The sequence below is a fragment of the Zoogloea sp. GDB6 genome, from assembly GCF_056724105.1.
In genome coordinates, this window is record NZ_CM161497.1 from 4,592,228 (window position 1) to 4,610,738 (window position 18,511).

Below are 18,511 nucleotides of genomic sequence, written 5' to 3' on the forward strand. Positions count from 1 at the left end.
ACCATTATTTCCCCTTCTCGATACCCTACAGGTATCATCGGCAGGGCATGCCGGCCGGCACATGACAAAGGAGAATCGAAACGTGGATCTACGTCACCTGCGCTACTTTGTCGCCGTGGCCGAGGAGGAGAACATCGGGCGCGCCGCGGCGCGGCTGCACATCTCGCAACCGCCACTGACGCGCCAGATCCAGCAGCTGGAGGAGGAACTGGGCGTCACGCTATTCACCCGCACGCCGCGCGGCATGGAGCTGACCCAGGCGGGAGAGCTGTTCCTGGAGGAAGCGCGCAACATCCGGGCGCTGGTGGAACAGGCCACCGAGCGCACCCAGCGCGCTGGCCAGGGCAAGCTCGGGCGGCTGGACGTGGGGATCTTCGGATCGGCGATCCTGGACGCGATCCCCAAGCTGCTGCTGGCTTTCCGCAACCGCTATCCGGACGTGAAGGTCGTGCTGCACACGATGACCAAGGCCGAGCAGATCGAGGCCCTGCGCCAGCGCCGCATCTCGGTGGGCTTCAACCGCATGCTGTCGCCGCTGGCCGACCTGGAGATCAAGCAGGTCACCACCGAAGCCCTGCTGCTGGCCGTTCCGGCCGAACATCCACTGGCCGCCCAGCCGGTGATCCGCTTCGCCGAGTTGCAGGACCACCCGATGGTGCTATTCCCGACCGGTGCGCGGCCGAGCTTCATCGACAAGGTGATCGGCTTATGTGCAGACAGCGGCTTCCAGCCGCTGATCTCGCAGGAAGTCGGCGATGCGGTCACCGGCGTGGCGCTGGTGGCCGGCGGCTTCGGCGTGTGCCTGGTGCCGGACTCGGCGACCACGCTGCAGTTTCCCGGCGTGGTCTACCGCCGGATCACCGACACGCCGCCGAATTTTTACGTGGACCTCAGCTGCATCTACCGCAAGGACGACCAGTCGCCGATCCTGGCGGCCTTCCTCGATACCGCGGAGCGCTACCGGGAAGAGACGACCTGAAACCGCTTACTGGATGATGAAGGACGTGAACAGCGCGTGCTTGACCGGGCCTTCCGCCGGCTTGCGGCGCCCCTGCTTGTCGATCCTGCCCGGAGTGCCGATGGTGGAGTTCACGGCATCCTTGACCTCTTCGACGAGGTCTTCGCGAGCCTCGGTCGTCTTCAGCTCCGCCCCCGAATGGGAGCCGAGCAGTAGCAGGATCTTGTGGCGAATGATCGGCATGTAGGCGGTGACGACCGACCCCATCGACGGATCGCTGAGGCGGAGGGTGATCGCGATCTGGATGAAATGGCTTTCCCCGCCAGGATCCGACGCCAGATTGGTGGTGATCACCTCCAGCGCCACGAACTCACCGCCCCCTCCCTCTCCTCCACCATGTTCGTTGGCGAACGCCGGCACTGCAGTTCCCGATATGAACACACACAGCAGCAAAGCTTGAAGGATCGCACGGACGCTCAGCATGGACGGAAGCCTCTTCGGTCGGTACATAGCAAAAACGCCCCTTCCGGGGCGTTTTCTGAATTTGGCGGAGAGGGCGGGATTCGAACCCGCGTCAGGGTATTACCCTGAACACGCTTTCCAGGCGTGCGACTTAAACCGCTCATCCACCTCTCCTAAGTGGAGGCGGCACTATATATTAGATTTCAAAAAAGTCAAAGCCTTTTTTGAAATCTTCTTGATCAACCCTCCCCGTCCGGCAATCGCACGAAGTCCACCAAGGCCTGCACCTCCGCCGACGGCGGCGGTGTCAGCAGACTGACGACAGCGGTGACAATGAACCCCACAGGCACGCCAAAAACCCCGCAGGAGATCGGATTGATGTCGAACCAGGCCGCATCCATGCTGCCGCCGAAGAAGGTGTGAGTACGCGCGATGTAGAACAGCGTCACGCCCAGCCCGGCCACCATGCCGGCCACCGCCCCCCACTTGTTGGCACGCTTCCAGAAGATGCCCAACACCAGCGCCGGGAAAAAGGCCGACGCGGCAATCGAGAAGGCCAGGCCGACCATGAACAGGATGCTGTCCGGCCGCATCGACGCCACCCATGCAGCGACCACCGCCACCACCAGCAGCTGCGACTTGGTGATCACCAGGCGGCGCTGGGTGGACGCGTGGGGATTGACCATCTGGTAGTACAGATCGTGGGACAGGGCGTGGGAGATCGTCAGCAGCAGCCCATCGGCCGTGGACAGCGCCGCAGCGAGCCCGCCCGCCGCCACCAGGCCCGACACCACGTAAGGCAGGCCGGCGATCTCGGGCACCAGCAGCAGGATCGCATCGCTGTTGATGGACAGCTCGGCCAGTTGCAGGATGCCGTCGCCGTTGATGTCCTCCACCCGCACCAGGCCCGTGCGTGCCCACGATGCCACCCAATGGGGCAAGGTCGCGATACTGGATCCGACCAGGTTGCTGTAGACCTCCCACTTCGCCAGGACCGCGTAGGCCGGTGCCGTCAGGTACAGCAGGGAGATGAAGAACAGCGACCAGAATACCGAATGGCGCGCCTCACGGACCGTCGGCGTAGTGTAGTAGCGGGTCAGGATGTGGGGCAGCGCCGCCGTACCCACCATCAGAACAAAAGCCAGCGCAAGAAAATTGTTGCGTGCACTGGCCTTGCTTTGTGCATCGTTGCCGGGAAAGGCCTCCGCATGGGCCACCGGATTGACTGATCTCGCAAGGCTGTCCTGGCGGACTTTCTCCCACTTCAGGCGCGCCTCCTCGGGCGAGTGCGGCAGATCGCGCAGAGCCCGTTCGGCGACGGAGATCTCCCGCGCCGACGCACCGCTGGTGCGCAGCTCATTCACGCGCTGGACCTGGGTGATGCGCTCGGTTACCAGCGACTCCGGAAGATCGGCGATCTTCCGCGCGTACTCGTCGGCCCGTGCCCGGTACTGGGCATGCACGGCGTTCTCCCGCGGCTCGGAGAACAGCTCGAGTTCCTTGACACCCAGCTCCTGCAGCACCCGGCCATACACCGCCTGGGGCACCGGCACGCCGGTGATCTTGTAGGACAGGATGGTCACCGGCACCAGGTAGGCGACGATCAGGATCACGTACTGGGCGACCTGGGTCCAGGTCACCGCCTTCATGCCGCCAAGGAAGGAGCACACCAGCACGCCGGCCAGGCCGACGAACACGCCGATCTCGAACTCGATGCCGATGAAACGGCTGGTGATGAGGCCGACGCCGTAGATCTGCGCGACGACATACACGAAGCTAGCCAGCACGCCGGCAAACACGCCGACGACCCGTGCGAAATGCCCCTCGTAGCGAGCACCAAGGAAATCCGGGATGGTGAACTGACCGAACTTGCGCAGGTACGGCGCCAGCAGGATCGCCACCAGCACATAGCCTCCAGTCCACCCGACCACGAAGGCCAAACCTTCGAAACCGGCGTAATACAGGGTGCCCGCCAGGCCGATGAAGGACGCGGCGCTCATCCAGTCCGCCGCTGTAGCCATACCGTTGAACACCGCCGGCACGCGCCGGCCGGCGACGTAGTATTCCGACACATCGGACGTGCGGCTCATCACGCCGATCGACGCATAGATGGCGATCGTCGCGAACAGGAAGATCTGCCCGATCCAGTGGGGCGTCAGCCCGAAACGCTCCCCCACCGCCAGCAAGCCGACGAAGGCCACGAAACCGAGGGAATAGAGCAGGTAATAACGACGCAGGCGGCGGGAAAAAGCAACAAGGGATGTCATCCGGCAGAGGCCTCAGCGATCGTCGCGCACGCCGAACCGGCGATCGAGCCGGTCCATCCACTGCGCATAGAACCAGACGATCGCCAGGAACACCAGCAAGGCGCCCTGGGCGGCCATATAGAAGCCGAGCGGCCAGCCCATGAAATCGACGGTATTCAGCTCCCCGGCGAACCAGGCCGGCAGGAAACTCACTGCTGCCCACAGCAGCAGCAAGGCGCCGGTGAGGCGCAGCGTGGCCCTCCAGTAGGCCTGCCTTCTCGTGTCGGTATCACTCATGCATCACTCCCTTGTGCGGCGACGGCGTCTGGCTGGCGGGCCCGAACAAGGCCCGAGTATAGCGTCCGGCCGTATGGCTTATAGTTGGTAGCGCAGCGCAAGCAACTGCTGCAGGCGACGCCCCTGACGGAAAGACTCCTTCAGGCGTGCTCGCTCCATCTCGTTGAGCTCGGCCGGCGCTACCTGATTCGGTGGACGGGTTGCCGCCCGCTGGCGACGCAAGCGCAACAGCTGGATGAAGTCGAAGGCCTCCACGAAGGCCTCCACATCCCGTGGCGCCCAGCCCAGCGCGGTCCCCGTTGCGCGCAGGCGCCCGACCGTCGAGGTATCGCCGACCCGCAGGGACAAGGCGAGGATGCGCGCGGCATCAACGAAGGGCCGGCTGCCATCGCGCTTCAGATCGAGCAGGCCGCTGCGGCGATCAACGACAAAATCCCGGAGACGGCCGAGAGGTAGCCCGCCGCTCAGGGCGTTGGTGGCCATGAAGCGCAGGAACAGTCCATTATCGGCGGCGCCCTCCAGCAACCAGCGCATCAGGCCGGATGCCAGCGCGGCGTCGCCGGCCAGCGCGCGCAGATCGAAGAAGATCGTGCCATTGAGCAGGCTCTCGGGGCTGGCTGCACGCACCCACTCGGCGAACTGCCCCCGCCATTCGTCCACCGACAGGCACCAGCGCGGGTTGCCGGCCATGATTTCGCCCCGGCACAAAGGATAGCCGCAGGCATCGAGCAGCCCATTGATGCGCTGTGCAAATGGCAGAAAACGACCACGCAGCGCATCGGTGTCGTCCCGCCCTTCCGGTAGGAAGACCAGACCGTTGTCCTGATCCGTGGACAGCGTCTGCTCAAGCCGCCCTTCCGAACCGAAACCCAGCCAGCACCAGCGTACAGGCGGTAGCTCAAACTCGCCCTCGGTCAGTTCGATGGCCTTCTGTACGATCAGATCGTTGAGGATTGAGATCCACTCCCCCAACTGCTGCGCCCCCTCGCCCATATCGACGCGCCCGGCGGCCTCCGCGCGCAAGCGCTGGGCCGCCTCCGCGAGGGCCTCGGGGCCGTCGACGGCGTGGATCGTCTCGATCAGGTCATCGGTTACCCGCCGCCCGCGCGCATAGAGGTCACCGCTGCACAGCACACCGGCAAAACGCCCCTCGTCATCCACCACCACCAGGTGCCGCAGGCCATGGCGCGCGAGGGTCAGCCGGGCCTGATGCATGCTGGCGTCGAGCGGCAGCGCGACCACGCCGCCCGTCATGACGCCCGCCACCGCCTCGTCGAGGTCACCGGCCGGCAGCGCCACCCGCTGCAGCGCATCGCGTTGGGTCAGGATGCCCAGCGGCAGGCCGCGCAGTGGATCGGTCACCACCACAGTACCGACGCGCTCAGCGCACATACGGCCGAGGGCATCGCGGACACTGGTCTCGGGCGATACCGCCACCGGCACGCGGCGCAGAAGGGCCGCCAGGCTGTCGGTACGCACGTCCGTCACAGCCCCGGACATCTCCATGGCCTCAGTACTTGACCCGCGCGTAATAGGTCTTCTCGGACGCACGGCGGGCTTCGCCGAGGGTCCGGATGCCCATTTCCGCCAGCAGCGGAATCATGCGCAGGAACACTTCGCCGGTGACGATCGCATCACCCAGCGCAGTGTGCCGCCCCATCACGCTGACCCCCATGCGCTCGGAGATCGCCTCGAGGCGGTGGGACTCCTGGGACGGGTGCAGCACCGCCGACAACAGCAGCGTATCGAGCACCGGCTGCGCAAAGCGGATACCGGTGCTGACTTCCTTCAATTGCAGGAAGCGCATGTCGAAGGCCGCGTTGTGGGCCACCAGCACCGTATCCTCGGCGAAGGCATGGAAGGCCGGCAGCACCTTGCCCATCGTCGGCTGGCCGACAAGCATGTCCGGCGTGATGCCGTGGATCCGGGTCGACGCCTCCGGCAGTTCGCGCTGTGGGTCCACCAGCTGGTCGAAGGATTCCGACTTGCGCAGCTTGCCATTGACGATTCGGGTCGCGCCGATCTGGATGATCTCGTCGCCTTCCGAAGGATTGAGCCCGGTGGTCTCCGTGTCGAAGACCGTGAAAGTCAGTTCCGACAGCCGGCAGTCATCCAACTCGTGGCTCGCCGGCGTCTGCTTGAACAGGTCGAAATCATAGTATTCGGGCCGGCTGTCGCCCTTCAGGTAGGCCGCGGCCTCTAGTTGCTCCTGGGGGATCGCCGACGGCAGCAGCAGGCGGAAGAAGGCGCGGTGCTGGGTCTTCTCCCGCTGCAGCCAGATCTCGCCGTCGTGGCGCTCGATGACGTCGCGCACCGTCAGCGGCGAGCTCTCGCCGGCGAAGGTCATCGGTTCCAGCTCCCAGGCCATCACCGTCTCGGTGCTCATCGCCTGGCCGGACCAGATCAGGTCCAGATGGGCGAGGCGCCCGGCGGCGCTGAGGCGGAAACGCACCTCGCGCACCTCGAACTCGTCGGACAGGCGGCTGGCCAGGTAGCCGATGGCCTGCAGCAGCGAGAAGCTGTCCACCTTCACCCACACCTGCGGGTCCACATCCTCCAGCTTGGTCGGCAGCCCCAGCTTCTTCTCGATGCGCCGCTGGGCCGCAGCGATCAGATCGGCCCCCAGCATCTCGTCGAGGGGCCAGCGGGTCTTGAGGGAGTCGGCGAAGGCATTGGCCGTCTCGTCGAGGCGCATGCTCATGCCCTGCACCTCGTCGCGGATCACTTTCAGGAAGCGGTCCTTCAGTTCGGCGTCTAGGTCCGGATATTCCAGCATCTCCGCCGCCGCCCGCAGGTTGGCCAGCGCCGAGCGGCTGCCCTCGGTGAGGGTATGCAGCATCTGGTCGCGGCGGGTTTCCACCTCGAAGTTGCGCGTGATGTTGTCGAGCATCAGCACGAAGCCCGAAACGGTCGGCTCGCCCTCCACCTCCCCGCTGCCCAGCACCGGCGCCATCTGCACGCGCAGCAGCTGACCGGCGCGGGTGGTGGTCACGAAATTCGCCACCGGCTGGGCGCTGCGCTGGCGGATGCGCTCCTGCACGCTTTCAAGGGCGTGGGCGATCAGGCTGCGCTCGAAGACCATGTAGATCGAGCGGCCGAGCCCGATGATCTCCCCGCCCCCCGCCGCCGTCGGGGTGTCCGACATGGCCTTGAACTGCAGGCGAGCACGGTTGTTGTAGAGCAGGATGCGGCCGTCGAGATTGCAGACGACGACGCTCTGGTTGAGCTCGGACATCAGCGCCGCCAGCCGGTTGCGCTCCTCCTCCACCGAGCGACGGGCCTCGACGATGCGCGCTTCGACGTCCTCCTGCAGGCTACGCCGCTGGTCCGCCAGTTGATTGACCGACTCGGCGATACGCTGCAGCTCCGGCGAACCCATCGGCTTGACGCGGCGGGCTGGATCGGTGCCGACGATCAACCCGACTTCGTCGGCCAGCTTGGCCGGCACCACGAAGGCCTCCTCGGCGAAGGACTTCATCAGCGCAGCAGCAGCCCCGGCACCCACCAGCCCGATCATGATCAGCAGGCCGATGCGGGGGTTGAGGATGGGCTCCAGCACTTCACGCTCGGCGGGCGCGAGATCGCGCCACAGGGCGACGCCGGTCACCGCAAGAACGCCCACGACCAATGCGCAGGCGGCCAGGATCACCAGCCCCTGCCTGGATTTGACACTCACGATGGAACCTCCCGAACGACGCGCCTTGTCCCCTTCGACGGGGCTCAAGCCGGGAGCTCCAGCAGGGCCTTGACCTTGGTCACCAGTTCCCGCGTGGAGAACGGCTTGGTCATGTAGGCATCGGCGCCCATCGCCAGTCCCTTGGCCACCTCGGTCTCGCGCCCCTTGGCGGTCAGCATCAGGATGCGTGTCCCCTGCAGCGCAGGTTCGGCACGGATTTCCTGGCACACCTCGTAGCCGTTCTTGCGCGGCATCATCACGTCGAGCAGCACCAGGTCGGGCGCTTCGCGGCGCACCAGATCGAGGGCCTCCTGCCCGTCACTGGCGATGCACACCGTGAAGCCTTCGCGCTTCATCAGAAATTCCAGAGAAATGACGATGTTCTGTTCGTCATCGGCAATCAGTATTTTTTTAGTCATCTATCCCCTCCCTCTTCGTCGTCCCGGCTGGAAGCGCAGACGCGCGGCTCCGGCCGGGTGCGAGCCTTTGTAGTTTATCTTGCCTCATCTTTCGTTTCTGTTGATTTGCCGCAAGGCAACAGAAACGAGAAACATGCGCCCGCCCCCAGCGAACTCTCAACCCATAACCGGCCGCCGTAGTGCTCGACGATCTGTCGGCTGATCGGCAGACCAAGGCCGGTTCCCTGGGGCTTGTCCGTCATCGCGTCTCCTCCCTGACGGAACTTCTCAAAAACGATGGCCTGTTCTTCGAGACTCAGCCCCGGCCCATTGTCGCGCACATCGACACGCAAGCCTTCTGCCGTCTCGCATAGCACGACGGCTACCCGTCCCTTGCCCTGCAATACGAACTTCACCGCATTGGACAGCAGGTTGAGCACAACCTGCACGAGACGATCCCTGTCCGCCAGCAGGAGCGGCACCCGGACAGGCAGTTGCACTTCGAGTTCGACCTTCTTGTCCTTGAACAGCTGGCTGGTGGCAGCGACAGCCTGCTTGACGACGTCGACCAGATTGACCTCTCCGTTGTGCCATTCGGCGTGACCGGACTCCAGCTTGGCCATGTCGAGAACCTGATTCACCAGACGCGTCAGGCGTTCGGTCTCGCTCACGATGATGCCCAGGAAACGGGTCCGGTCGGCCACGTCGATGTCGGGATCTTCCAGCAGCATCTCGGAAAAGGCCCGGATCGAGGTCAGCGGCGTGCGCAGCTCATGGGTTACCGACGACATGAAATCGTCCTTCAGGCGGTCCACTTCCTTGAGACGTTCGTTGGCGGCGCGCAGCTCACGCGTAGCGGCCTCGAGCTCCTGCGACTTCTGCTCGAGCCGATGGGAATAAGCCAGGATCTGGGATGCTTCGTCGAGGATGTCCATCACCTCGTCGAGACCCAGCGGTTCCTCCTGAACGACCGAAGCCACCATGACCCGTGCCGATGCGCTGCCGATGGCCCCTGCCAGCGTGGTTTCGGCAAAGTGCACCAGCCCCGCGTCCGCCTGCAGAGCCTCCACTCCGGCAACTCCGCGACTCTCCGCGTAGTCCGCGAAAACCTTGTAGGCACGCTCCCGTCCGATGAAGCGCCCGATCAGCGGCAGCAGGTCATCAACCTGCGCACGACCTCGCCAGAACGCCTCACCGTCGGGCCTGGACTGCTTGAAGACGTCCACGAACAATGTGGCCTGCCCCGCTTCCACCGCATTCGGACGCCGCCGCAGGGAAACCCAGGCATAGGCGCCGATATTGGCGAGCAAGCTCCAGTACAGGCTATGGGCGATCGGATCGATGCCCTGCAAGCCGAACAGTTCCTGCGGACGCAGATCCTCGATGCCGAACAATCCGGTGTGCAGGAAATCGGCCGGCAGCCAGCCCGATTTGGCAAAGGACGGCAGCAACAACGTATACAGCCACACCGCAAAACCGCAGGACAGCCCCGCCAGCGCCCCGTCCCGGGTGGCCCCCCGCCAGTACATGCCGCCCAGCATGGCCGGCGCAAACTGGGCCACCGCGGCAAAACTGATCAGTCCGATGCTCACCAGCGCATGAGCCTCACCGGCAAAGCGGAAATACAGATAGCCCAACAGCAGGATCAGCACGATCGCCAGGCGCCGGATTCCCAGCAGGAAGCCGGACAAATCCCCCTCCCCTTGCAGCGGCAACCAGCGATAGCGCAGCAGAAAGGGCATCACCAGGTCGTTGCAGACCATCGTCGACAACGCGATTGTCTCGACGATCACCATACCGGTCGCCGCCGACAGGCCGCCGATGAAGACCAGCAACGCCAGCCAGCCATCCCCGAAGGACATCGGCAAGGTGAGCACGAAGGTGTCGGCATCCACGTCCTGTCCCGCGAAATGCATCAGCCCGCCCAGCGCGATGGGCAGCACGAAGATGTTGATCAGCAGCAGGTACAGCGGGAATTGCCAGATCGCCCGGCGCAGGTGGTTTTCATTGACGTTCTCGACCACGCCCACCTGAAACTGCCGCGGCAGGAACATCAGCGCCAGCATGGACAGGAGCGTCATCGCAAACCAGCTGCCATAGCTGTTGCCGCTGGCCCCCATGGTCATCAGGCGTTCCAGTTCGGGATAGTCGGCTGCCCGGGAAAACAGATCGTCAAAACCGTCGAAGATCCAGAAAGTGACGTAAGCCCCAACGGCCAGGAAGATCAGCAACTTGACCAGGGATTCAAAGGCCACCGCAGCCACCATGCCTTCGTGGCGCTCGGTGGCATCCAGGTGACGGGTACCGAAGAGGATCGTGAAGGCGGCCATGATCAGCGCGATGTACAGCGTCGTGTCCGTCAGCCACGGCAGGTTTGCCGTCTTCGCCGGCATGACGATCGCCGGATACTGCATGAGGATCGCAAAGCTGGTCGACACCGCCTTCAACTGCAGCGCGATGTAGGGGATCACGCCGAGCACAGCGATGACCGTCACCAAGCCACCGAGCAGTTGGCTCTTGCCGTAGCGGGACGCAATGAAGTCGGCGATGGACGTGATCCGCAATGTCTTGCTGATTCGCACCATCTTCAGCATCACGAACCACCACAGTCCGACGACCAGGGTCGGTCCCAAGAAGATCGGCACGAAGCCGAGCCCCGACGAGGCGGCCCGCCCGACGCTGCCGTAGTATGTCCAGGTCGTGCAATACACCGCCAGGGACAGGGCGTAAATGGACGGATTGGCAATGATCGAACGCCCGGCGTCAGCACGCTTGTCCCCCGCATAGGCCACCGCGAACAACAGCAGCAGGTACAAGAAGGACACGACGACGATCATGGTGCCAGTCATGGCGTCTCCCCCACGACAAACAAGCCTGGCGCGTACATCGACGTTTGTCCGGCTAACGTTCAATGATCCAGGCCATCAGCGCAATGAGCGCGGCCCAGATCCCGAACACATAAAGGTAGAGGACGGGAATACCCTCCAGACTGGCTCGCATATCGAAAATGGCCAGTATCGGGTAATTGATCGCCATGCAGCCGAAAAGGAATAGCGCCACCAGGCGCTGCGCGGTCAACGTCGCCTTGATCATCTCCCCTCCCCGATGCTGCCGTTGTGCTTGTGATCGTTTTATAAACCGAAACACCAGGCTTGGCGAGCGTTTCGGGCCGCATCGCGGCACGGCGCGATGCGGCCCCGGCGGCGACCGGCACAGTCCCGCACACATGAAACCAATGGACGAAAAAAAGGCGCGATGAACGCGCCTTTTTCTCCCCCTCAACCCCCGGTCGAACAGCACCGGGTTCCTCCCCTGTTTTTCTTCGACCAGTCCGCGGTCTCCATGTATTTAGTTTTGCGACAGCCTGTGGGCCACCTGTTGCGGACTGCCCGGCCTCGCGGCCGGGGATGTCGTGCCCAGCAATCGCCGGGCCTGAAATTACTTGAGTTGCTCGAGGATCGCCGGGTTCTCCAGCGTCGAGGTGTCCTGGGTGATTTCCTCGCCCTTGGCCAACTGGCGGAGCAGACGGCGCATGATCTTGCCGGAGCGGGTCTTCGGCAGGTTCTCACCGAAGCGGATATCCTTCGGCTTGGCGATCGGGCCGATTTCCTGGCCAACCCAGTTCTGCAGTTCCTTGACCACCTTGGCAGCTTCGTCGCCGGTCGGGCGGGCCCCCTTGAGCACCACGAAGGCCACGATGGCTTCGCCGGTCAGATCGTCCGGACGGCCAACCACTGCAGCTTCGGCCACCTTCTCGTGGGCCACCAGGGCGGATTCGATTTCCATCGTGCCCATGCGGTGACCGGAGACGTTCAGCACGTCGTCGATACGGCCGGTGATGGTGAAGTAGCCGGTGTCCTTGTCGCGGATCGCGCCGTCGCCCGCCAGGTACAGCTTGCCCTGGAAGTCAGCCGGATAGTAGGACTTCACGAAACGGTCCGGATCGCCCCAGATGGTGCGGATCATGGACGGCCACGGACGCTTGACGACCAGGATGCCGCCTTGGCCCCAAGGCACTTCGGTACCGGTCTCATCGACCACCGCGGCCTGGATGCCCGGGAAGGGCAGCGTGCAGGAACCGGGGATCAACGGGGTGGCGCCGGGCAGCGGGGTGATCATGTGGCCGCCGGTTTCGGTCTGCCAGAAGGTATCGACGATCGGGCAGCGGCTGCCACCGACGTTCTCGTAGTACCACTCCCAGGCGGCGGGGTTGATCGGCTCGCCGACGGAACCCAACAGGCGCAGGCTGGACAGGTCGTAGTTCTTGGGATGCACGGCCGGGGTGTTGTCCGCAGCCTTGATCAGGGAGCGGATGGCGGTCGGCGCGGTGTAGAAGACGCTGACCTTGTGGTCCTGGATCATCTTCCAGAAGCGGCCGGCATCCGGGTAGGTCGGAACGCCTTCGAAGACGACTTCGGTAGCGCCGCAGGCCAGAGGGCCGTAAGTGATGTAGGTGTGACCGGTGACCCAGCCGATATCCGCCGTGCACCAGAAGACATCGTTCGGCTTGATGTCGAAGGTGTACTTCATGGTCAGGATGGCGTGCAGCAGATAGCCGCCGGTGGAGTGCTGGACGCCCTTCGGCTTGCCAGTGGAGCCGGAGGTGTAGAGCAGGAACAGCGGGTGTTCAGCTTCGACCCATTCCGGTTCGCAGACGTCGGACTGCAGGGCGAGCAGGTCATCGGCCCAGATGTCGCGACCGGCGACCATGGCGGTTTCGCCGCCGGTACGCTTCACGACCAGTACGCTCTTGATGGTCGGGCAGCCGCTGGCCAGCGCTTCGTCGGCGATGGACTTGAGCGGAAGGGCCTTGCCACCACGGTTCTGGCCGTCGGAGGTGATCAGCAACACGGCGCCGGCATCGTTGATGCGGTCGGCCAGGGACTGGGCGGAGAAGCCACCGAAGACGATGGAGTGGGTGGCGCCGATACGGGCGCAGGCCTGCATGGCGACGACGCCCTCGATGGACATCGGCAGGTAGATGACGACACGGTCACCCTTTTTGACGCCCTGGCTCTTCAGCGCATTGGCGAACTTGCTGACGCGGCCCAGCAGGTCGGAGTAGGTGACCTTGGTGATGTCGCCCTTATCGCCTTCGAAGATCAGCGCGACCTTGTCGCCGAGACCGTTCTTGACCTGACGGTCGAGGCAGTTGTAGGAGACGTTCAGCTTGCCGTCGGCAAACCACTTGAAGAACGGAGCCTGGCTCTCGTCGAGAACCTGGGTGAAGGGAGTCTGCCATTCGATCAGCTCCTTGGCGCGCTTGCCCCAGAAGCCCTCGTAGTCCTGCTCGGCCTCGGCGCACAGCGCCTTGTACGCTTCCATGCCCGACACGGCAGCGTTCTTTACCACCTCTTCGGACGGATAGTAGAACTTCTGGGTGGTTTCGCTCGTCATTTTTTCACCTCTCCTCGTGTTATTGAGTGTGCAACTTAGCTTGCGATAAAACCTTGGCTGGGTGGGGAGCAAGACCGTTGGGCTGCGCCTGCTTCTAATGGCTTTTTCTGGCGGGCCGATCCTGGTTCCGGGCGCCATTAGAAGTTATCAATCTTACACATGACTTACACCCGCTCCGGCCCGAGTTGGCACGGCCACCGCCCATTCAGCGCCCTCCTCCCGCAACAAATGCTTCAGACCCGCGCCCCCATTTGCAACAAAATACTTTTGTCATAAACTCGAACGACATAAATTATCAGCCCTGCAACCATGCCGTGTCGTTCCAGCCCGTTCCTGGCGTTCGCCCTGCTCCTCGCCGCCTGCACTTCCGTTCCACCGGAACAACACGCCGGCACACACATCGGTGCAGCCAGCCTGGGGCAACCCCGCGACGCAACTGCGGCACCGCCCATACCGGCCGTATCACCACCACGGCCCCAACGACAGGAGACCTACTCGGTCGTCGTCACCAACGTACGGGTCCAGGATCTGCTGTTCGCCCTCGCGCGGGATGCCCGCATCAACATCGACATTCACCCGGGACTGAACGGAACGGTCACCCTCAACGCGATCAACCAGACACTGCCACAGCTGCTCACCCGCATCGCCAAACAGGTGGACATGCGCTTCGAACTCGATGACCAGACCCTGCTGGTGATGCCCGACGCTCCCTACCTGCACCACTACCGCCTCGACTACGTCAATCTCAGCCGCACGGTTTCCGGCACCGTCTCCACCAACACCCAGATCGCCACCAGCGCCAGCGGCGTCGCCCAGGCTGGCGGCACCGCCACGCCCGGCCCCGCGCTCGTCGGTGGCGGCAACGTCTCAGCCACACGCATCGAGAACACCTCCCGCAACCAGTTCTGGGAGTCTGTCGAGAAGAACATCCGCGATCTGTTGCACGAGACCGACAAGGTCCTGCCACCAGGCTCGAGCGACACCCTGATCGAAAACACCGAGACGAGCACCACTACCGGAGCCGCCGCGGCAAGCCCCCCACCCGTCTCCCGCACACGGAACACAGCGACACAGCCATCACGCAACAGTGTGCGCATCAACGCCACTCCGGGACCGGCGGCAACGCAGAACAGCAGTACGACACTGGTCCATAAGACCACCTTTCGCGAGGCCGCTTCGGTGGTTGCCCACCGGGAAAGCGGCATTCTCAGCGTACGGGCCACAGGGCGTCAGCATGAAAAGGTCCGAGAATTCATCGAGCAGGTGATGGGCGCCGCACGCCGGCAGGTGCTCATCGAAGCCACCATCCTGGAGGTCAGCCTGTCGGACACCTTCCGGCAAGGCATCGAATGGAGCCGGATCCTGGCCAGCGGCACCCGCTTCGGCATCACCGGCCCGAACCTGGGCAGCAGTGCCGGCAATACAGTCACGCCCTTCAGCGCCGCCTACTCGAGCGCGGGCGGCGTCGATGCGGCGGTCAAGCTCCTCGAAGGCTTCGGGACCGTCAAGGTGCTGTCGAGCCCCAAGCTGTCGGTCCTGAACAACCAGACCGCAGCACTGAAAGTCGTCGAGGAATACGTCTATTTCAACGTAAAGGCCGATACCACGCAGACCACCAACGCCGGTGCGCTGACCACCGTCAGCACGACGCCCCAGGCGGTGTCCGTCGGCCTCGTGATGACCGTCACCGCCCAGGTCAGCGAAAGCGGCGAAGTCATCCTCAACGTCCGCCCGACGATTTCCAGCATTTCCGATTTCCGGCGTGACCCGAACCCCAACATCCCGACCGGCATCGCCAACCTGGTCCCGCAGATCAGGACCCGCGAGATCGAGTCCGTCCTGCGCGTCGCCAACGGCGAAACCGCCATTCTCGGCGGCCTGATGGAAGACCGCATCGACTACAAGACCGGCCGGGTGCCGCTGATCGGCAACGTCCCCCTGCTGGGCGAGCTGTTCACCAACCGGGACAACGGCATCCAGAAGACCGAACTGGTGATCTTTCTGCGGCCGGTCGTCATGCGCGGCCCCGACGTCGTTGCCACCACCGGACACCTGCGACGCCTGCTCCCCGACGAGAACTTCCTCAGGGAGTCGCCCCGTCCCGGCGAACGCAACTTTCCATCCGAAGTTACTGGGCCGGCAACGCAACCATGAGCCGCACACGATGAAACCGGACGCCATTTCACGGCCCATCGGGGCGACGCTCGTCCAACTCGGCCTGATCAGCCAGGACCAGCTCCAGATCGCACTGCACGAACAGCGCCGTGACAGCGGCCTCCTCGGCCAGCACCTCGTGCGCCTCGGCTTTCTGTCCGAGGCCGTGTTGCGCGATGCTCTGGCCGACGCACTGGAACAGACCAGCGTCGACCTGAGCACCCAGATCCCGGACGGAGAAGCCCTGGCCCTGATCCCCCACACGCTGGCCAGCCGCTTCAAGCTGATGCCCCTCAGCTATGACGCGGCCCGTCGCCACCTGCTCATCGCCACCGGCAACAGCAACGATATGTCCACGCATGATCCGTTGCTCGGCATCCTTCCCCCTGGCACGACCATTGAGACGCGCCTCGCCGGCGAATCGGAAATCGCCCGTGCCATCGACCAGTTCTACGGCCACACCCTGTCCATCGACGGCATCCTGCACGAGATCGAGACCGGCACCCGGGACGAGCGCAGCCGGAGCAACAGCCGCGGGGAGTACGCCCAGCCGGTGGTAAGGCTCGTCGACTCCCTGCTGACCGACGCTGTCAAGCGCGGTGCGTCGGACATTCATTTCGAACCCGAAGCCGGTTTCCTGCGCATCCGTTATCGCCTGGACGGCCTGTTGAGGCAGATCCGCGCCCTGCACAAATCCCACTGGCCCGCCATGGCTGTCCGCCTGAAAGTGATGGCCGGCCTCAACATCGCCGAAACCCGTGCGCCCCAGGACGGGCGCATCTCCCTGCAGGTCAGCGGACGCCCGGTGGACTTTCGCGTCGCCAGCCAACCCACCATCCACGGCGAGAACATCGTGCTGCGCGTCCTCGACCGCCAAAAAGGCATTGTCAGCCTGGATGAACTGGGGCTGGCACCAGCCGCCTTCGAGCAGCTGAAGCTGATGATCTCTCGCCCCGAGGGACTGATCCTTGTCACCGGGCCGACCGGCAGCGGCAAGACCACCACGCTGTATTCGATCCTCAATCACCTCAACACCGAGCACGTCAACATCATGACGCTGGAGGATCCGGTCGAGTACCCACTGGCGATGATCCGTCAGACCGCCGTTGCCGACGCAGCCCGGCTGGACTTTGCCAATGGTGTGCGCTCCATGCTGCGCCAGGATCCGGACGTGATCCTGGTCGGCGAGATCCGTGATGCCGACACCGCGCGCATGGCCCTGCAGGCAGCCATGACCGGCCACCAGGTCTATTCGACGCTGCACACCAACTCGGCGGTCGGCGCGATCCCACGCTTGCTGGATATCGGCATCCTGCCGGACATTCTGGCCGGCAGCCTGATCGGCATCGTCGCCCAGCGGCTCGTGCGGCGCCTGTGCCCCGCATGCCGCGAAGCCCATCCCGCCGAAGCACACGAACTACGTATGCTCGGCCTCGTCCCAAGCCTGCCCTACCCCATCCTGTACCGCGCCACCGGCTGCGCCCAGTGCGGCTTCCAGGGTTACCACGGGCGGCTGGCGATCATCGAGTTGCTGCGCATGGATGCCGGCCTGGACGAACTGATCACCCGTCGCGCGTCCGCACGGGAAATCCTCACCATGGCTCGGGAACACGGCTTCGCCAGCCTTGCCGAAGACGGCGCACGACGGGTCCTGGAAGGCAGCACCACACTCGCGGAACTGGCCCGGGTGATCGACCTGAGCCCCCACTCCCTGCCATGATCGATTTCACCTATCGGGCCCTCGATGCAGACGGACGGCGGACCCGAGGCCGCCTGCTGGCCAACGACCTTTCGGATCTCGAACAACGGCTGCGCGAGCTGGGTCTCGAGCTCCTCCACGGCAAGCCGGCCGCAGCCTCCCACACGCTTCGTCGCCAGCCCCTCGTCTCCCGCCGGGAACTGATCAAACTGTGCTTCCATCTGGAGCAATTCCTGCGTGCCGGCGTACCCATCATCGAAAGCCTGACCGACCTGCGGGACGCCATCCACCACCCACCATTCCGGCAGGTCATCGCCGACACGGTACAGGCCATCGAAGGTGGCGCCACCCTGTCGGAAGCCTTTGCCCGCCATCCCCGCGTCTTCGATCCGGTGTTCTGCCACCTGATCCGGGCCGGCGAGTTGTCCGGCCGCCTGCCGGACATCCTCCACACCCTCGCCGACGCCCTCAAGCGCGACGATGAACTGGCTTCCCATTCGCGCCGCCTGGCGATCTACCCGGCCATCGTCACCACAGTCATCCTGGCCGCACTCAGCGTCGCGCTGCTCTACGTCGTACCCGAACTCGCCCGCCTGTTCCACAGCACCGGCCAACCCCTGCCGTGGCAGACCCGCCAGCTCATCCTCCTGTCGGGCCTGCTCTCCGAGTACGGCTGGCTGCTGCTTGGCAGCGTACCGGCCAGCGTTCTGGGCGTGCGGCTGGCGCTGCGCACCCATGCCGGGCTGCGCCTGCGCTTCGACGCCGCACTCCTGCACCTGCCCGTCATCGGCACCATCCTGAACAAGATCATCCTGGCCCGCTTCACCGGCCTGTTCGCCATGATGTACGCATCCGGCATCACCATCATCGACGCCCTGAAGACCGCCGAGGACGTTGTCGGCAACACGGCCCTGCAACGCGGGTTGCAAGAGGTCGGACGGGCCATCGAGGATGGCCGGCAGGTATCGGAGGCGTTCATTGCCGTTGGCCTGTTTCCGCCCCTGGTAACCCGCATGCTGCGGGTCGGAGAAAGCACCGGCGCCATCGACACGGCCCTCGCCAACGTCAGCTACTTCTACGACCGGGACGTCCGCGAAGCGATCCAGCGTCTGGAGGCCAGCATAGAGCCGGTACTGACGCTCGTCCTCGGCGCCCTGCTCCTGGGCGTCATGAGCGCAGTCCTGATGCCGGTGTACGACATCATCACCCACATGCCATTCTGAC

General features: G+C 64.4%; 13 protein-coding genes and 1 tRNA gene. 4 read left to right on the forward strand and 10 right to left on the reverse strand.

Annotation, left to right across the window (positions count from 1 at the left end; translation table 11 throughout):
• Positions 1-82: 82 nt before the first annotated feature.
• Positions 83-979, forward strand: coding sequence for a LysR family transcriptional regulator (locus AC1PQG_RS20980; RefSeq protein ID WP_481119687.1), 897 nt, complete (start codon positions 83-85; stop codon positions 977-979).
• A 6-nt stretch (positions 980-985) separates the two neighbouring features.
• Here AC1PQG_RS20980 and AC1PQG_RS20985 read toward each other — a convergent pair whose 3' ends face one another.
• From AC1PQG_RS20985 to acs, 10 genes are all read right to left on the reverse strand, one after another.
• A complete protein-coding gene (locus AC1PQG_RS20985; RefSeq protein WP_481119688.1) occupies positions 986-1,441 on the reverse strand; it encodes a flagellar basal body-associated FliL family protein in 456 nt (151 codons plus the stop codon).
• Positions 1,442-1,503: 62 nt separating this feature from the next.
• A tRNA-Ser gene (locus tag AC1PQG_RS20990) sits at positions 1,504-1,594 on the reverse strand.
• 65 nt (positions 1,595-1,659) lie between these two features.
• Entirely contained in the window at positions 1,660-3,687 is a 2,028-nt protein-coding gene (locus AC1PQG_RS20995; protein WP_481119689.1) for a sodium:solute symporter family protein, read from the reverse strand.
• 12 nt (positions 3,688-3,699) lie between these two features.
• Positions 3,700-3,963, reverse strand: a complete 264-nt coding sequence (locus AC1PQG_RS21000) for a DUF4212 domain-containing protein (RefSeq protein ID WP_481119690.1) — start codon at positions 3,961-3,963, stop codon at positions 3,700-3,702.
• Between the two features lie 78 nt (positions 3,964-4,041).
• Entirely contained in the window at positions 4,042-5,463 is a 1,422-nt protein-coding gene (locus tag AC1PQG_RS21005; RefSeq protein WP_481119691.1) for a DUF294 nucleotidyltransferase-like domain-containing protein, read from the reverse strand.
• Positions 5,464-5,473: 10 nt separating this feature from the next.
• Positions 5,474-7,639 carry a 3'-5' exonuclease gene (locus AC1PQG_RS21010; RefSeq protein ID WP_481119692.1) on the reverse strand — a complete coding sequence of 722 codons (2,166 nt, stop codon included), beginning with the start codon at positions 7,637-7,639 and terminating at the stop codon, positions 5,474-5,476.
• Positions 7,640-7,683: 44 nt separating this feature from the next.
• Positions 7,684-8,058: a response regulator transcription factor gene (locus AC1PQG_RS21015; RefSeq protein WP_481119693.1), complete on the reverse strand. Its 375-nt coding sequence runs from the start codon at positions 8,056-8,058 to the stop codon at positions 7,684-7,686.
• Positions 8,059-8,132: 74 nt separating this feature from the next.
• Positions 8,133-10,886 carry an ATP-binding protein gene (locus AC1PQG_RS21020; protein WP_481119694.1) on the reverse strand — a complete coding sequence of 918 codons (2,754 nt, stop codon included), beginning with the start codon at positions 10,884-10,886 and terminating at the stop codon, positions 8,133-8,135.
• A gap of 52 nt (positions 10,887-10,938) precedes the next feature.
• Positions 10,939-11,130 carry a hypothetical protein gene (locus tag AC1PQG_RS21025; protein WP_481119695.1) on the reverse strand — a complete coding sequence of 64 codons (192 nt, stop codon included), beginning with the start codon at positions 11,128-11,130 and terminating at the stop codon, positions 10,939-10,941.
• A gap of 345 nt (positions 11,131-11,475) precedes the next feature.
• Positions 11,476-13,434, reverse strand: coding sequence for an acetate--CoA ligase (gene acs, locus AC1PQG_RS21030; RefSeq protein ID WP_481119696.1), 1,959 nt, complete (start codon positions 13,432-13,434; stop codon positions 11,476-11,478).
• Positions 13,435-13,743: 309 nt separating this feature from the next.
• On the opposite strand from acs, the gene AC1PQG_RS21035 reads away from it, so the two are divergent.
• Genes AC1PQG_RS21035 through AC1PQG_RS21045 form a run of 3 tightly spaced genes read left to right on the forward strand, consistent with a single transcriptional unit; the run spans position 13,744 to position 18,510 of the window.
• Complete coding sequence (locus AC1PQG_RS21035) at positions 13,744-15,588, forward strand: type II secretion system protein GspD (protein ID WP_481119697.1); 1,845 nt, start codon at positions 13,744-13,746, stop codon at positions 15,586-15,588.
• 10 nt (positions 15,589-15,598) lie between these two features.
• A complete protein-coding gene (locus tag AC1PQG_RS21040; protein ID WP_481119698.1) occupies positions 15,599-17,308 on the forward strand; it encodes a GspE/PulE family protein in 1,710 nt (569 codons plus the stop codon).
• Positions 17,305-18,510: a type II secretion system F family protein gene (locus tag AC1PQG_RS21045; RefSeq protein ID WP_481119699.1), complete on the forward strand. Its 1,206-nt coding sequence runs from the start codon at positions 17,305-17,307 to the stop codon at positions 18,508-18,510. Before AC1PQG_RS21040 ends, AC1PQG_RS21045 begins: the two co-directional genes overlap by 4 nt.
• The last annotated feature ends 1 nt before the right edge of the window (position 18,511 follow it).

Bases quoted from the DNA above. Each gene is read 5' to 3' on its own strand.
- AC1PQG_RS21035 (WP_481119697.1), top strand. From the start codon at position 13,744: ATGCCGTGTCGTTCCAGCCCGTTCCTGGCGTTCGCCCTGCTCCTCGCC.
- acs (WP_481119696.1), bottom strand. From the start codon at position 13,434: ATGACGAGCGAAACCACCCAGAAGTTCTACTATCCGTCCGAAGAGGTG.
- AC1PQG_RS21040 (WP_481119698.1), top strand. From the start codon at position 15,599: ATGAAACCGGACGCCATTTCACGGCCCATCGGGGCGACGCTCGTCCAA.
- AC1PQG_RS21005 (WP_481119691.1), bottom strand. From the start codon at position 5,463: ATGTCCGGGGCTGTGACGGACGTGCGTACCGACAGCCTGGCGGCCCTT.
- AC1PQG_RS20995 (WP_481119689.1), bottom strand. From the start codon at position 3,687: ATGACATCCCTTGTTGCTTTTTCCCGCCGCCTGCGTCGTTATTACCTG.
- AC1PQG_RS21020 (WP_481119694.1), bottom strand. From the start codon at position 10,886: ATGACTGGCACCATGATCGTCGTCGTGTCCTTCTTGTACCTGCTGCTG.
- AC1PQG_RS21025 (WP_481119695.1), bottom strand. From the start codon at position 11,130: ATGATCAAGGCGACGTTGACCGCGCAGCGCCTGGTGGCGCTATTCCTT.
- AC1PQG_RS21015 (WP_481119693.1), bottom strand. From the start codon at position 8,058: ATGACTAAAAAAATACTGATTGCCGATGACGAACAGAACATCGTCATT.
- AC1PQG_RS20985 (WP_481119688.1), bottom strand. From the start codon at position 1,441: ATGCTGAGCGTCCGTGCGATCCTTCAAGCTTTGCTGCTGTGTGTGTTC.
- AC1PQG_RS21000 (WP_481119690.1), bottom strand. From the start codon at position 3,963: ATGAGTGATACCGACACGAGAAGGCAGGCCTACTGGAGGGCCACGCTG.
- AC1PQG_RS21045 (WP_481119699.1), top strand. From the start codon at position 17,305: ATGATCGATTTCACCTATCGGGCCCTCGATGCAGACGGACGGCGGACC.